Annotated in this window: 7 protein-coding genes and 1 pseudogene; 3 read left to right on the top strand and 5 right to left on the bottom strand. The window is 72.5% G+C overall.

Annotation, left to right across the window (positions count from 1 at the left end):
* Nucleotide 1: 1 nt before the first annotated feature.
* A complete protein-coding gene (locus ACFWZ5_RS00585; RefSeq protein WP_384890052.1) occupies nucleotides 2–10807 on the top strand; it encodes an amino acid adenylation domain-containing protein in 10806 nt (3601 codons plus the stop codon).
* Nucleotides 10808–11224: 417 nt separating this feature from the next.
* Here ACFWZ5_RS00585 and ACFWZ5_RS00580 read toward each other — a convergent pair whose 3' ends face one another.
* Entirely contained in the window at nucleotides 11225–11515 is a 291-nt protein-coding gene (locus ACFWZ5_RS00580) for a hypothetical protein (protein WP_384786951.1), read from the bottom strand.
* Nucleotides 11516–11522: 7 nt separating this feature from the next.
* On the opposite strand from ACFWZ5_RS00580, the gene ACFWZ5_RS00575 reads away from it, so the two are divergent.
* Nucleotides 11523–11855, top strand: a complete 333-nt coding sequence (locus ACFWZ5_RS00575; RefSeq protein WP_384786945.1) for a hypothetical protein — start codon at nucleotides 11523–11525, stop codon at nucleotides 11853–11855.
* 18 nt (nucleotides 11856–11873) lie between these two features.
* Here ACFWZ5_RS00575 and ACFWZ5_RS00570 read toward each other — a convergent pair whose 3' ends face one another.
* Both ACFWZ5_RS00570 and ACFWZ5_RS00565 read right to left on the bottom strand, forming a co-directional pair.
* Entirely contained in the window at nucleotides 11874–12041 is a 168-nt protein-coding gene (locus ACFWZ5_RS00570) for a hypothetical protein (protein ID WP_384786943.1), read from the bottom strand.
* 345 nt (nucleotides 12042–12386) lie between these two features.
* The gene (locus ACFWZ5_RS00565; RefSeq protein ID WP_384786940.1) at nucleotides 12387–12821 is read right to left on the bottom strand and encodes a hypothetical protein; all 435 of its coding nucleotides are present in this window, start codon (nucleotides 12819–12821) and stop codon (nucleotides 12387–12389) included.
* Between the two features lie 2 nt (nucleotides 12822–12823).
* Between ACFWZ5_RS00565 and ACFWZ5_RS00560 the strand changes: the two genes are divergently transcribed.
* On the top strand, nucleotides 12824–13105 hold the full coding sequence (locus tag ACFWZ5_RS00560) for a transposase (protein WP_384786937.1): 282 nt from the start codon (nucleotides 12824–12826) through the stop codon (nucleotides 13103–13105).
* 35 nt (nucleotides 13106–13140) lie between these two features.
* Here ACFWZ5_RS00560 and ACFWZ5_RS00555 read toward each other — a convergent pair whose 3' ends face one another.
* Together ACFWZ5_RS00555 and ACFWZ5_RS00550 are read right to left on the bottom strand one after the other, a co-directional pair.
* On the bottom strand, nucleotides 13141–13680 hold the full coding sequence (locus tag ACFWZ5_RS00555; protein WP_384786934.1) for a hypothetical protein: 540 nt from the start codon (nucleotides 13678–13680) through the stop codon (nucleotides 13141–13143).
* Between the two features lie 495 nt (nucleotides 13681–14175).
* Nucleotides 14176–15549, bottom strand: a pseudogene (locus ACFWZ5_RS00550) (penicillin acylase family protein); the annotation flags it as partial.
* Nucleotides 15550–15638: the final 89 nt, after the last annotated feature.

The raw sequence follows: 15638 nt of genomic DNA, 5'->3' as shown, positions 1-15638 counted from the left end.
CGTGCACAGCGAAGAGGGATGGAACCTGTCGGCGGCGCAGGCGGGCCTGTGGTTCGGGCAGGAGCTGGACCCGACAGGCCTGCGCTACGTCGTCGGCCAGTACGTCCACATCCACGGCCCCGTCGACGCGGACCGGTTCGAACAGGCGCTGCACATCGTGGTCGACGGCAGCGAGACCCTGCGCGTGCGGTTCGCCCACACCCCGGACGGGGCCCGCCAGTTCGTCGAGGCGGTGCCCGACTGGGCATTGGGCCGCATCGACGTCTCGGGCGCCGAACGGCCGATGGAGGCCGCCGCGCGGTTCATCGAGGCACAGTACGAGAAGCCGTTCGACCTCTCCGTGGCGCCGCTGTTCGAGCACTCTCTGATCAGGGCTTCGCCGACGGACCACCTGTGGTGCCTGCGCCTGCACCATCTGCTGTTCGACGGCACCGGAACCGCCACGTTCATACGGCGCGTGGCCGACACCTACACCGCGCTGTGCTCGGGGCGGCCCGTAGACGACGGAGTCTTCGACCGGGTGGAGACCCTGCTCACCGAGGACGCCCGCTACCGCGCCTCCGCCCGCTTCCGCGACGACGCCGCGTTCTGGGCGGAGAAACTCGCCGGCCTGGACGACGCCCCCGTCCTGGCCCAGGGGCCGGTGCCGCCCGGCTCCTCCGGCCACCTCCGGCGCTCCGCCCGCCTCGACCCGGACCAGTGGGCGCGGCTGCGGGCGAAGGCCGAAGCGTGGGACGTCCGATGGCCCTCCCTGGTGTGCGCGGCCACCGCCACGCTGCTGCACGCCGACAGCGGGCAACGCGATGTCGTCCTCGGCCTCTCGGTGCCGGGCCGGGTCGGCAGGGCGGCCCGCGCCGCACTCGGTACCGTCGCCAACGTGGTGCCGCTCCGCCTCACCGTCGACCCCGCTCGCCCGGTGGCGGACCTCGCGCGGGCCGCGAGCACGGAGATCACGGCCGTGCTCCGGCACCAGCGGTACCGCCTGGAGGACATCGTCCGCGACGCCGGCGCGCTCGCCGACGGGCGCCGGATCGTCGGGCCCACGGTCAACCTCATGTCCATGGACACCGACCTGGAGTTCGCCGGGCACCGGGCGACCGTCCACGAGGGCTCACCCGGGCAGAGCGACGAACTCTCCATCGGCGTGTACGACAACGGCGAGGCCGCGCTGCGCGTCGACATCGACGCCTCCGCCACCCAGTACACCGAGCAGGACATCACGGCCCACCAGAGGCGCCTCCTCACGGCACTGACCGCCGTCGCCGACGCGCCCGACGCGCTGACGACCGGCCGCCTCGCGTTCACCGACGCGCCCGCCCGCCCCACCGGAAGCGCGGCACGACCGTCCGAGACCCTCGTCGACCTGTTCGAGCGGCAGGCCCGTGCCAGGGGCGACGCGACGGCCGTCGTCCACGACGGCGAGGCCCTGAGCTACCGGCAGCTCGACGACAGGGCGAACGAGGTGGCCCGCAGGATCGCGGGGCGCGGGGTGCGGCCCGGCCGGTCCGTGGCCATCGCGCTGCCGCGCTCGCTCGACCTCGTCGTGGCGATCCTGGGCGTCCTCAAAGCCGGTGCCGCCTATGTGCCGCTGAACCCCTCGTACCCGGACGAGCGGCTCCTGGCCACCCTCACCGATGCCGCGCCCGCCTTGCTGATCACCCGCGGCCACGACGCGCCACCGGCCCCGGACATCCCCGTGCTGCGCCTCGACGAGCCGTCCGCCCCGGACAGCGAACGACAGCCGGCCCGCCGCCCCCGACCCGACGATCCCGCCTACACCATCTTCACCTCGGGTTCCACCGGCCGGCCCAAGGGCGCCGTCGTCACGCACGGCAACGTCGCCCGGCTGCTGACCTCGACCGAACAGGAATTCCGGTTCGGCGCCGACGACGTGTGGACCCTCTTCCACTCGACGGCCTTCGACTTCTCCGTCTGGGAGCTGTGGGGCGCCCTGCTGCACGGCGGCCGCCTCGTCGTCGTAGGGGAGGACACCGCCCGCTCCCCGGACGAGTTCCTCGACCTCCTCGTCCGGGAGGAGGTGACGGTACTCAACCAGACGCCCTCCGCGTTCACCCAGCTCGCCGAGGCCGACGCCCGGCGCCCGGCGGTGGGGGACCGGCTCGCGCTGCGGTACGTCATCTTCGGCGGCGAGGCGCTGGAACCGTGGCGGCTGCTCAACTGGTACGCCCGGCACGCCGACACCGCGCCCCGCCTGGTCAACATGTACGGGATCACCGAGACCACGGTCCATGTGACCGCGAGGCCTCTTGGCGTCGACGCCGCCGCGGCAGGCGCGGGGAGCCTCATCGGGACGCCGCTGCCCGACCTGCGCGTCCATGTGCTCGACGCGGCGCTGCGGCCCGTACCGCCCGGTCTGCCGGGTGAGATGTACGTGTCGGGCGCCGGCGTCGCGCGCGGCTACCACGGCCTCCCCGGCCTGACCGCGCAGCGTTTCGTCGCCGACCCGTTCGCGGCGCCGGGGGAGAGGATGTACCGCAGCGGCGACCTGGCCCGACGGCGCGAGGACGGCGGGCTGGAGTACCTGGGCCGCGCCGACCGGCAGGTGAAGATCCGCGGCTTCCGGATCGAACCGGGAGAGGTGGAAGCCGCACTGAGCGGCCTGCCCGGCATCAAGGCCGCGGCCGTCCTGGCCACGGAGGACCTGCCGGGCGACCGGCGCCTCGTCGGCTACGTCGTGGCCGACGCCACCGGATCGGCGGCCCCGGACCCGCGGGTGATCCGCGACGCCGTGGCGGCCCGGCTCCCCGCCCACATGGTGCCCTCCGTCGTGCACCTCGTCGACGCCCTTCCGCTCACCTCCAACGGGAAGCTGGACCAGCGGCGGCTGCGTGCCCTGCGACCGGGGCGAACGGAACGGGCCGCCCCGGCACCGGACGATGAGCTCGACGCGCTCGTGCACGGGCTGTTCGCCGACGTCCTGGGCGTGGGCGGCGACACGGTGAGCCTCGACGACAGCTTCTTCGCTCTCGGCGGGGACTCGCTGTCGGCCAACCGGCTCGCCCAGCGGCTCGCCGACGCTTCGGGCACACCCGTCTCGGTACGCGACGTGTTCGCGTCCCCGACCGTGACGGGCCTCGCCGACCTGGTCAGGCACCCCGACAGCGGCACCGCAGCGGCGGCCCGCCCCCTGACAGCCGTACCCCGCCCCACGCGCGTCCCTGCGTCCTACGCCCAGCGCCGGCTGTGGTTCCTGCACCGGATGGAAGGCCGGGCCGCCACCTACCTGGTCCCGCTGGCCGTCCGTATGAAAGGTCCGGTGGACACGGAGGCGCTGCGTGCCGCCTTCGACGACATCCAAGAACGGCACGAAAGCCTGCGCACCCTCTTCCCCGACACCGGGGAAGAACCCTCCCAGCTGGTCCTTGAGCGACCGACGACCCCGTTCACGGTGCGCACCGTACCGGCCTCCGCACTCGACGCCGAGCTGCGCGCCGAGGCGAGCCGGGGATTCGACCTCACCACCGAACTCCCTTGGCGCACCACCCTGTTCACCACCGGAGCCGACGAGCACGCACTGCTGACCGTCCTGCACCACATCGTCGCCGACGAGCACTCGCTGCGCACCCTGGCCCGTGACCTGTCCACCGCCTACGGCGCCAGAACGCAGGGCCTGGCCCCGGCCTGGCCCCCGCTCGCCGTCCAGTACGCCGACTACGCGCTGTGGGAACGCGAGCGCCTGGGCAGCGCCGAGAAGCCGGACAGCAGACTCGCCACCGAACTGGACCACTGGCGGCGGACGCTCGACGGCCTGCCCGACGCGCTCTGTCTGCCCATGGACCACGAGCCGGCGCCCGCTCCCGCTCACCGGGGCGACGCCGTCACCTTCGCGTGGGAACCCGAACTGGGGCGCCGCATCACCGCGTTGGCCGCCGCGCGCGGCGCCACCCCGTTCATGGTGCTGCACGCGGCGGTCGCCTGCCTCCTGAGCAGGCTCGGCGCGGGCACCGACATCCCCGTCGGTACCGTCACCGCGGGCCGTGACACCGCAGGCGTCGACGACCTCATCGGATTCTTCGCCGAAACGGTGGTGCTGCGCACCGACCTGGCCGGCAGTCCCGGCTTCGCCGACGTCGTCGACCGGGCACGGCAGACCGATCTCAGCGCGTTCGCGCACCAGGTTCCCTTCGACCGCGTCGTCGACGCCGTGCAGCCGCCCCGTGTGCTCGGGCGCCACCCGCTGTTCCAGGTCATGGTGATGCTCCACTCCGGGGAACAGGCCGTGCCCGCTCTCCCCGGGCTGCGCTGCACCCCTGTCGAACTCAGCCGGTCGATGGCCAAGTTCGACCTGCTCTTCGAGTTCACGCAGAACGCCGTCGGCGGCTTCGACGGCGTACTCGAGTACAACGCCGACGCGTACAAGCGGGGGACCGTCGAGCTCTTCCTGCGTGTTCTGAGACGCCTCGTCGACGCCGTACTGGACGCCCCGCAGCGGCCGTTCGACTCCGTCGCCGTCCTCGACGCGGAAGAACGCGCCGCCCTGCGCGCGGCGACGTCTCCTGCTCCGGTGACGTCTCCTGCTCCGGTGACGCCTACAGCGACGCCGCTCGCACCGGCCCCGCTCGCCGCCACGCGGCCCGCCGGGTCCGGCCGTGCTGCCGAAGCGCCGGGCACCGACCTGCTCGTCTCCCTGTTCGGCGCGCTCCTCGGGACCGAACGCGTCGGCCCGGACGACGACTTCTTCCGGCTCGGCGGGGATTCCATCCTCGCCATTCGTCTGGTCAACCGTGCCAGGGCGGCCGGAGTCCTGATCAGCCCCCGGGACGTCTTCGAACAGCCGACCCCGGCGGCGCTCGCGCGGGCCGCCGAGCCCTCGTCCCTGCCCGCCCGTTCCGGGACCCCGGAGGAAGCCGTCGGCGAGTTCCCGCGCACGCCCATCATGCGCCGGCTCGCCGAACTGGGCGAACCCGGCGACACCTTCGCCCAGTCGGTCGTCTGCCGAGTGCCCTCTGATGCCACCGAGACCACCCTGCTCACCGCCCTTCAGACACTCCTCGACCACCACGACGCCCTGCGGCTCGTCGCGCCCGACGTCCAGGACACCGAATCCACCCTCCGGATCCAGTCCCCCGGAGCGGTCCGTGCCGAGGCGTGCTTCTCCCGTGTGCCCACCGATGACGTGCAGGCCGAGTTGGAACGCCAGCGGGCCCTGGCCCGGCGCCGCCTGTCGGCCCGTCAGGGAGCCCTGCTGCGCGCGGTCTGGCTGGACGGCGAAGCCCGCGGGCTTCTGCTGCTGGTGATCCACCATCTGGCGGTCGACGCCGTGTCCTGGCGCATCCTGCTCCCCGATCTGGCGGCCGCCCACGCCGCCGCCGTCGCCGGACGTCCCGCCGTACTGCCACCCGTACCGACGCCGCTGCGCACCTGGGCCCGGAGGCTGGCCGGGGTCACCCCGTCCGAGGAGGAGACCCGATGGTGGACCGAAGCCACCGTGTGCACCCCCCTCGGCCACCGGCCCCTCGACCCCTCCCGGGACACCGTCGGCGACACCACCACCCTCCGCTTCTCCCTCGGTCCGGAGGCCACCCGGGCCCTGCTCACCGCCGTCCCCCAGCGCTTCCACGCAGGCGTCCCGGAGATCCTCCTCGCCGCCCTCTCCGTAGCGCTGCACCACCGATCCGACCAGTCCGCCTACGGGCCCTTCCTCGTCGACATCGAGGGCCACGGCCGCGACCTCGACCTGGACGAGGTGGCCGACCTCGACAGCTCGCGCACCGTCGGCTGGTTCACCGTCATCCACCCGGTGCCGCTCGACGCCCGGGTGGACGACTGGGACGGCATGACGGCACACGGTACGGGCCTGGATGCCGCGGCGAAGCGGGTGAAGGAGCGGCTGCGCACTGTGCCGCACAAGGGCGTCGGCTACGGCCTGCTGCGCTACGGCCCCGATCCCGAGGTCCGCGCCCGCCTGGCCGCCGCCGCGTCGATCGGCTTCAACTACCTGGGCCGCTTCGACACCGGAGACGGCCCCGGTGCCGACGGTGGTGCCTGGGAGCCGCTGCCGGGTTCGCTGCGCGGGGAGGCCGACGCGGCGCTGCCCGTCGCCCACGCCCTGGAGATCGACGCCTTCGTCGAGCCCGGTGACCACGGTCCGCACTTCAGTTTCGCCTGCACCTGGGCCGGGGGAGTCCTCGACCGGACCGAGGTCGACGGCTTGGCGCGGGCCTGGCGGGCGGTGCTCGCCACGTTCGTCGAGCACTACGCGGACACCGCCGAGGGCGAACACACTCCGTCCGACTTCCCGTTGGTCTCCGTCACCCAGGCGCACATCGACCACCTCGAAGCCGAGATGGGGCCCCTGGCCGAGCTGCTTCCCACCGCGCCGCTGCAGTCAGGTCTGCTGTTCCACTCGCTCACCGCACCCACGGATGCCGCGGACTACAGCGCTCCCACGGGCGCCGTGGACCACACCGCCCCGACGGACGCCGCTGACCACCACGACCCCTATGTCGTCCAACTCGTCCTCACCCTGGACGGCGACGTCGACCCCGCACGCCTCCGTGCGGCCGCCGAGTCCCTGCTTCGCCGTCACCCCCATCTGGGCGGCGCGTTCCGCATGGACGACGGCGGTGACCCGCTGTGCGTGATTCCCTCTCGGGTCGAACTGCCCTGGCGGACCCTGGACCCGGCCTCGGGTCCTGTGCCCGCCGACCGGCTCCGCGAGCACCTCACCGAGGACCGGCGGCCGTTCCCCCTGCATCGGCCACCGCTGCTGCGGTTCACGCTGGCCCGCACGGGAGCCCGGAGCTGGTCCCTGGCCTTCACCCATCACCACGTACTGCTCGACGGCTGGTCCGTACCGATCCTGTTCCATGAACTCTTCGCGCTGTACCACGGAACGGCGCTGCCACCGGCGCCGTTGTACCGGCGCCACCTGGCATGGCTGGCATCCCAGGACGGCGACCGCGCCCAGGAAGCCTGGCGGCGGGAGCTCGACGGGGCCGAGCCGACCCGAGTGGGTGGCGCGGGCGCGCACACCCGCCCCCAGCCGCACGCCCGTCCGGAGCCATCGACGCCGCGTACCTTCACCCTGCCGCAGGAGACCACCGCCGCGCTGACCGCCCGGGCCGCCCAGCACGGGCTCACCGTCAACACCGTGGTCGAGACGGCATGGGCACTGGTCCTCGGCCACCTCACCGGACGGGACGACGTCGTCTTCGGCGTGACCGTCGCGGGCCGGCCCGTCGGCCTGGACGGGGCCGAGCAGATGGTCGGTCTGCTGATCAACACCGTGCCCGCCCGGGTCCGTATCGACGCGGCCGCTCCGCTCCAGGACCTCGCCGCGGCCGTCCAGGCGGCCCGCGTACGCCTCCTCGACCACGAGCACCTCGGCCTTGCCGCCATCGAGGCGGCGGCCGGCACCGGCGACCTCTTCGACACCCTGCTCGTCTTCGAGAACTACCCCCTGGAGTCGCAGGACTTCAGCGAGGAGGGAAGCGGCCTGCGGGTCACCGGAGTCGACGTCCACGACGCCACCCACTACCCCCTCGCCGTCGCGGTGCTGCCCCGCGCCGGCCGCCTCGACTTCCGCTTCTACCTCCGACCCGAGCGCCTCGCCCGGTTCGGCGACATCGGCGACATCGGGGACATCTGGCGGCTCGTCGTCGACGCCTGTCGGGCATTGGCGGAGCAGGGCACCCTCCGCGTCCGCGACCTCGACCTGCTCGGCCCCGAGCGCCGCGGCCGCCTCCTTGCCCGAGGCCGTGGTCAGGCCACCCCGGTGCCGTCCCACTCGCTCCCGCAGGCATTCGAAGCGATCGTCCACGCCGACCCCGGCCGCCCCGCCCTGTGGACGGCCGACCGGCCGATCAGCTACGGACGGCTCAACTCCCGTGCTAACCGGCTCGCCCACCACCTCCGCCGCCGCGGCGTGCGCCCCGGCACGCCGGTCGGCCTGCGCCTGGAGCGTTCCGTCGAGGTCGCCGTCGCCTTCCTCGCCCTCGCCAAGCTCGGCTCGGTCTGCGTCCCGCTGCGCCAGGACCTGCCGCCCACTGCCGTCCGCGAACTGCTCCACCACGCCGGTGCGGAACTGCTCCTGGACGGACTGGCGGACGCGGAAGCCGAGGCGGCCACCGAGCCCGCGACCGACCCCGGTCTGCACGTTCCGCCCGACGCACCCGCCTGCCTGATGTTCACCTCGGGCTCGACCGGCATGTCCAAGGGCGTCGCCGTCACCCACGGCAACATCGTGGCGCGCGCACACGACCGCGCCTTTCGCGGGGACGCGCACGAGCGGGTGCTCTTCCACTCCTCCCACACCTGGGACCCAGTGGTCTACGAGCTGTGGATGCCCCTCCTCACCGGCCGCCAGGTGGTGCTCGCGCCCGCCGGTGACCTCGGCCTCGACGACTACGCCGCCGTCATCACCGAGGGCCGGGTCACCGCCGCCTGGTTCACCGCCGGCCTGTTCGACCTGATCACCGAACAGGCACCCGGCATCCTCGGCGCGCTGCGCCAGGTGTCCACCGGCGGCGACGTCGTCTCGCCGGCCGCCGTCCGCCGCGCCCGGCAGGCCAACCCCGGCCTGCGGGTCATCAACTACTACGGTCCTGTCGAGACGACCACCTTCGCCCTGGGCCACCCGATCCCCGAGGGGCCCTTCGACGACCAGCCACTGCCCATCGGCAGGCCCATCGACAACACGTCCGTCTCGCTCCTCGACGCGGCGCTGCGGCCCGTCGCGCCCGGAGTCCCCGGCGAGATATACGTCGCCGGGGCCGGACTCACGTCCGGATACCACCGCGCTCCCGCCCTCACCGCGGAACGGTTCGTCGCCGACCCGCACGGCGCACCCGGTTCCCGTCTGTACCGCACCGGCGACCTCGGGCGCTGGGACGAGAGCGGCCGACTGCACTTCCTCGGCCGGGTCGACCGGCAGCTGAAGGTGAACGGGTTCCGCGTCGACCCCGGCGAGATCGAGGCGGCGCTGTGCCGCGAGCCCGAGGTCGCCGCCGCGGCCGTGGCCGCCCACACCGCGGGCAGCGGCAAGACACTGACCGCGTACGTCGTCCCCCGTACCGCCGTCGACCCGGCGGAGCTGCGCGCGCGGCTGGCCGCCCGTCTTCCCGGCTATCTCGTCCCCGCGTCGATCGTCACGGTTGGAGCCCTTCCCCTGACCGCCAACGGCAAGGTCGACACGGCCGCCCTGCCCGCGCCCGCAGCCAACGGTGCTCACGGGCCGCGCACGCCACGCCAGGAGGTCATCGCCGCCCTGTTCGCCGAAGCCCTCGACGTCGGTGTCGACAGCGTCGCCACCGACGCCGACTTCTTCGCGCTGGGCGGCAACTCACTGGCCGCCATGCGGCTGGTGAGCCGTCTGCGCGCCGCACTCGACGCACGCGTCACGATGCGCGACCTCTTCGACGCGCCCACCGTGGGCGCGCTGGACCGACGCCTCGCCGACACCCCACAGACCCCGACCGCACATCCCGCACTCCCGCCCCGGTCGCCGTCGAGCCCCCGTCCCACCGAGGCCCCGCTGTCACCCGCCCAGGAACGTCTGTGGACCATCCACTACTTGGCGGGCCATCAGCCGGACTACCTCACCACCGCGGCCCTCGAACTGCGCGGCGAAATCGACACGGCCGCACTCCGCGCCGCCCTGCAGGACGTCGTGGCCCGCCACGAGATCCTGCGGACCGTCTACCCGTACACCGAGCAGGGCCCGGTCCAGCGGATCCTGCCGCCCGAGTCCGCCCCCCTCGACCTGATGGGGGCCCACGTGACCGAGGACGGACTCGACGCCGCGATCGAGGCGCAACTCCGAACCGGTTTCGACCTCTTGAGCCGACCGCCGTTGCGCGTCCGGCTCCTGCGCGTCGCCCGCGACCGGCACGTGCTGCTCCTCGTCATGCATCACATCGCCGTCGACGGCGAGTCGCTGGTCCCCCTCCTGCGGGAGCTCGCAGCCGCCTACGGCAGCAGGCTCCAGGACGAGCCCCCCACCTGGCCCGCGCCCGCCCCGCAGTACGCCGACTACGCCCAGTGGCTCCACACCCGCATGGGCGACGAAGCCGAGCCCGGCAGTCTCGCCGCGTCCCAGGCCGGGTACTGGCGCGCGGCCGTCAGCGGCCTGCCGGACGAGTTGGCGCTGCCCCTGGACCGCCCCCGAGCCGCGGTGGCCGACAAGCGCGCCGCCGGCGTCACGTTCTCCGTGACCGCCACGACCCACGAGCGGATGCACCGGATCGCGCGCGACTGTGGCGCCAGCGGCTACATGATCTGGCACGCCGCACTCGTCGCCGCGCTCGCCCGCATGGGAGCGGGTCAGGACATTCCGGTCGGCGTCGTCGTCAGCGGCCGTGACACGCAGGCGTTGGACGGCCTCGTGGGCTGTGCCGTGCACACGGTGGTGCTGCGCGCCGATGCCTCCGGGCGTCCGACCTACCGCGAACTGATCGGGCAGGTCCGGGACCGCCTGCTCGCCGCGCACGACCACAAGGAGTACCCCTTCGACCGGCTCGTCGAGCTGGTGAACCCGGAGCGGTCGCTCGCGCGGCACCCGCTGTTCCAGGTCGCCGTCACGTACACCGCGCTGCGCGGTCACGAGACCCTCGGCTTTCCGGGACTCGCGGCCCAGGTCCGCCCGGTGCCCGTACCCCATACCGATTTCGACTTGCTGTTCCAGCTCTCGGAGCAGCCCGACCTGGGTGGCATCACCGGCACCCTCATCTACGCCACCGAGCTCTTCGACCGGGCGACAGCGGAACGCATCAGCGCCGAGGTCTCCCGCGCCCTGACGGCGATGACCAGAAATGTCGACGACCACCTGCCGAGCGTTGCAGGGTGAGTCCGCAAGGGCAGACGCGCGGATCGGCGGCACGTGCGGGCAGAGAGTCATCTGGTTCATCCGTGGGGAGATGAGGAGATGTCGATGTCTGAGGGTGCGAAGGTGCGCAGGCGGTGCGCTCGCCGGGCACGCCGACGTCGCGGCCGTACGCGACATGGTGAAGCTCTTCATGGACATGGACGAGAAACATGGCGGCCAGCACGGCCGGGCCGCGTTCGTGCAGTACCTGATCACCGACGTCCGTGACCTGTGCCGGGCCCGCTTCAGCAGCGAGGAAGCCCGCGCCGAGGCGCTTTCCGTCGCCTCCGCGGCAGCTCACTTGTGCGGCTGGAAGGCGTACGACAGCGGTGAGCAGGGTCTCGCGCAGCGGTACTACATGCAGTCGCTGGGGCTCGCCCGGGAGTCCGGAATCCCAGGTCAGGACGGGTTCGTGATGCGGACCATGTCGCAGCAGGGCATGAAACTGCACCGGCCCGAGCACTGCCTGGCGCTCGCCGAGACCGGCTGGACCGTGCCAAGGGCCGGGTGGACTCCCAGGTCGAGGCGCTGTTCGCCGTCACGCACGCGCACGTACTCGCCAAGACCGGCCAGCGCCAGGCCGCGCTCGCCGACGTCGACCGCGCCCACGCAGCCCTCGCCGTCGGCGCGGCGGCCGACGACGTCCCGTTCTGGGCCCTGGTGTGGGGCCCGCCCGTCGCCACTGTTCACAGTCGCAGTGCGAAAGTCTTCGAGACGCTCGGCGACCGCGGGGAACTCCGCGCGCAGTTATGCGACCGCCGCCGCGAGCCGGCCCGGGGCGACGTACGCGCGGATCATCGCCCTCGACCTGGTGGCACAGGCTGAGCAGCAGGCCAAGCAGGGCGGCATCGCGCAGGCGTGCACCACCTGGGGCCGGGCGATCGACACCATGGCCGGGGTGAAGTCCACCCGCACGCTCAAGGCCGTCCGGACCCTGCGCTCAGACCTGCGTCCGTACCGGTCCCGCGGCGTACGGGTAGCGGCCGAACTCGACGAACGCGCCCGCGTCTTCCTCGCCCACCACCGCTGACGAAGGGGCGGCCGTACGTCAGCCGCCGAACTGGTCTCCGGGGCGGGAGGACAGATCCGTGACAGTCCCGCCCCGGTCTGCCTCCTGGGGAGCCGGGTCCTCTTCGTACGTACCGAAGGGGCCCGGCTCGCCGGGTGCGACGCCGAGCTGGGCGGCGCCGCCCTTGGTCCGGTGGTAGCTGGGCATGCGTCACTGGTCCCGGTCGTACGCGTCGTCGTCATCCCCGCCGGCATCCCGGTCCTCGTCGCGGACTGTGTCCTGGTCACCGATGATCTCCTCGCTCATCTCCTTCATGATGCCGCCGCCCACCGACAAACCGTCACGAGGCCCGGCGCTGGCCGGGGATGAGCCGCCACGGCCCCGCATACTCGGCACTGCAGATAGCGCAGTGGGCGCGGAAGAGCGCGGCGGCAGGCCCGAGGCTCGCGGCCGGGCGGGCGGCGAACCGGTGCCCCTCGATGACGGTGACCAGCTCCGCCCACGGCTGCGGGCAGACGCAGGCTGGCGGTAACGCCTCCTCGGCGGGGGCGGTCACTCGGCGCCGTCCTCGGGCGGATCGTCCGGGGAGGTCGCCCGCCACTCGCGCGGCTTGCGACCGGTGGCCTGCTCGACGTCGGCGACCTCCTGGTGCCCGTAGGCGGTGCGGACCCCGGAGACGGACATGCCGGAGGCGGCGGCGAGGTCGGCGAGCTTGTAGGGGCGAGGGCGGGTGAACTCCCGTCCGTACGCGACCAGGCGGCGGATCTCGGCCTCGGCCTGCTCCTTGCGGGATCGGGCGATGCCGATGGCCGACAGCAGCGGCTCGTTCTCCTCCGGGTCGCTGTCGGAGGCGGCTTCGAGGTTGAAGGCCGTCTCCTTGCGGGCGGCGTCGATGTCGTGGCAGACGTCGTTGTAGATCTCCGGGTCGATGTCGTCCGGCTCGGGCATCGGATGGAGGATCGCGGCGATCTCGTCGTAGACACTCATGAATGCAGCGTGCGCAACAAATTACGATGAACGCAATTGATTTCACCGATCGGAATCGGCCGAAGTTCCGACCTCCCGAACCCGGTTCTCACAAACGCACGTATGCGGCGGTCGCGGCGGATGTCGGGGTGACCGGCGAGACGCTGCGGGGCTGGGTGCGCCAGGCCGAAGAACATGCGGGCCGCGATCACGGCCGCGGCGAGCCGGCCGGGGTAAGCAGGGATGAGGAGCTGGTCCGGTTGCGCGCGGAGAACGGTCGGCTGCGCGAGGCGGAGAAGGAGTGAGAGCTCGAGCAGGAGATCCTGCGCCGGGCGGCGGCCTATTTCGCTAGGGAGATGAAGTGAAGGCCTGCCGCTGGGACTTCGTCCCCGCCCACGCCGAGACTTTCGGCGTTCAGCGGATATGCCGGGTTCTGCAGGTCTCGCGCTCGGGCTACTACCGGTGGCTCGCCGTCGATGGCTCGGCGCGGGTGGAGGCGGCTGTTCTCGATCTCGGTGTCGATGGTGGTCTGGATGCGTTCGCATTGCGCGGCGAGGTTGCGCCAGTCGTGGCGCCAGTGCCGGATGCGCTGGGTATCAGGATCGTTTCCTTCCAGGAGTTCGGCCAGGTCGTCGAGACGGCGGCTCATCGCGGCGTAGAGGTCGGCGACGGCTTGTTGCCGGTGGGGGACGTGGCGGGCGGGCGCGAGGACGAGGTGGGCGGTGAGGCCGCAGAGCGCGCCGAGGGCCATCGAGGGGGCCAGGTAGCCGATGTAGTCAATGCGTCCTTGGCCCGAGGAGAATGTGAAGAAGCCGACGATGGAAACCTGAGTGCCTTGCTGGCCGAATCGCTCGATCCGTCCCACGGAGAGCGCGATCAAGGTGAGGATTCCGAACGTCCACCCGCGGATTCCCGCTGTGGTGGCCAGGGAGCCTGCGATCGGCGCCCGCCGCCGCGACGCGGCCACAGTGGATCGGGCCAGGTCGGCTTGTAGCCGGCGTGTGGGACCGCCCGCTCCCACACCGCCTTGAACGCGCTGTGGGGAACTCCTTCCTCGTCGACGATGCTCACCAGCCGGGCGGACCTTCCAGTGCTGGGCTGCGTCGGTACGCATGCTGGCCTCGAGTCGGGATTGAGTACCGGAGACAGAAAGGAGATCGGAGCCGGAGGCCTATGCCGGAGGAGTCACAGGCCAAGTGCGACCCGGACCATCGGTGCGTGCGAGGCGTTCCGGACCGACGAGCAGAGCCCGTCTGATGGGCCAAGCAGCTCACACTCTTCGAGGACCAGCAAGCACCCGGTCATGCCCGCACCCGACCTGACCTGCTGCTTACACGTCAAAGCCGCGCAATAATCATGCCTTGATCATGGTCTTGGAGTTCTCCGCGTACGGCGCGTCTTTGAGCGTGGGCATGCGCGCCGGACCGTGGATGCCCGGCTGCACGGCGTCCTTGTCCGAGCCGAGGGCGCAGTCGCCGCGCGCGCCGTCCAGGACCGCCACGCCCGCCGCAGGGTAGGTGAGCTTGCCGAGCGCCGTGGAGCAGCGCGCGGCCAGGTCGTCGGTGATGCGGGGCAGGACCTGCGACTGGGTGTACAGCGTGTGCCCGTTCCGGTCGGCGGCGACGGTGTTGACCCACGGCAGGCCCTGGGTCTCGCGCAGCGCGCGCACGACGCCCTTGGTGGAACGGGCCCGGGAGGAGGCGAGATCGGTGTCGGCGGCGCGCAGGTTCGCGGCGTTCGGGTCGTTGATGGCGTACGCCGTCCGCGCGGTCCAGGGCAGGGTGAGCTGCCTGCCGAACGAGGTGATGACCGGGCCGTAGCGCGTCCACCACTGGGTGCGGGTCACCGGGGCGTCGCCCATGACCGGCACTGTCACTGTCCGCCGGGTCATCCGCTCGCGCTTGCCGTCGACGAGGTACGTCGTCGGGTCGGCCGGGTCCAGGGTCAGCTCGTGCAGATTGAACGGGACGCCGGTCGCGACCGTGTGGCTCCACGCCACGTCGCTGTTGAAGCCGACGTTGATCACGGGGGTGCCGAGCAGCGAGCCGCCCGAGACGTTCAGCTCGCCCGGGATGGTCTGCTGCGACTGCCAGAAGCGGCGGCCGCCGTGCCACGGGTAGTGGGGGTTGCCGAGCAGCAGGCCGCGGCCGTTGGCCGTGGTGGTGCCGCGGAAGGCGACGACGTTGGAGCCCATGTCGGCGTTGTCCGGCGAGAACATCGCGCGGGCCGCCGCGGCGGTGCGTGTCGCTGTGGCGGTGCGGGCCGCAGTGGCGGCGCCCGCCGGACCGGCGGACTCGCGTGCGCCGGAGTCCCCCCGAGCCGGCCCCGGAGCCGGTGGCCGTGCGCCGGTGATGCCGTCGATGCCGCGCCCCTGCCCGCCGAGCACGGAGATCGCGTAGCCGAGCCGCGCCTGGTCGAGCGTCGACACCGGGCGTACCCAGTCGGCGTTCCTGCACGCCGGGTCCGTGATGCGGTTCTTCTTCAGCCAGGCGTTGTAGCCCGCGGCGAAGCCGCGCATGAGCTCCTTCGACGCGTGGCTCGGACCGCGGGGCGCGGGCTGCTCGATCAGCCGCTCGACGGTGCGCGCGTCGCGTACGCCGCGGAAGTACAGATCGCTCGAGAGGTTGGTCTTCGCCGACGACAGGTCGCCGCCCGGGTCGCCGTCGGGCCCGAAGTACCGCGACCGCTCGCCGCGCACGGTGACGATGCCCTCCGCGAGGGTGCACACCTGGTCGGCGGCCTGCGCCCACTCCCAAGTGGCGCGAGAGCAGGGGCCGTTGGAGCGTACCAAGCGGTATGTGGCTTGTCCGGGGGTGTGCTGGGGGCGGTGGCCGGAAA

This window comes from Streptomyces sp. NPDC059003 (genome assembly GCF_042740445.1).
GTDB lineage: Bacteria > Actinomycetota > Actinomycetes > Streptomycetales > Streptomycetaceae > Streptomyces.
Note: the sequence above shows the minus strand (reverse complement) of the source record. Positions and strands in the feature narration are given on the sequence as shown.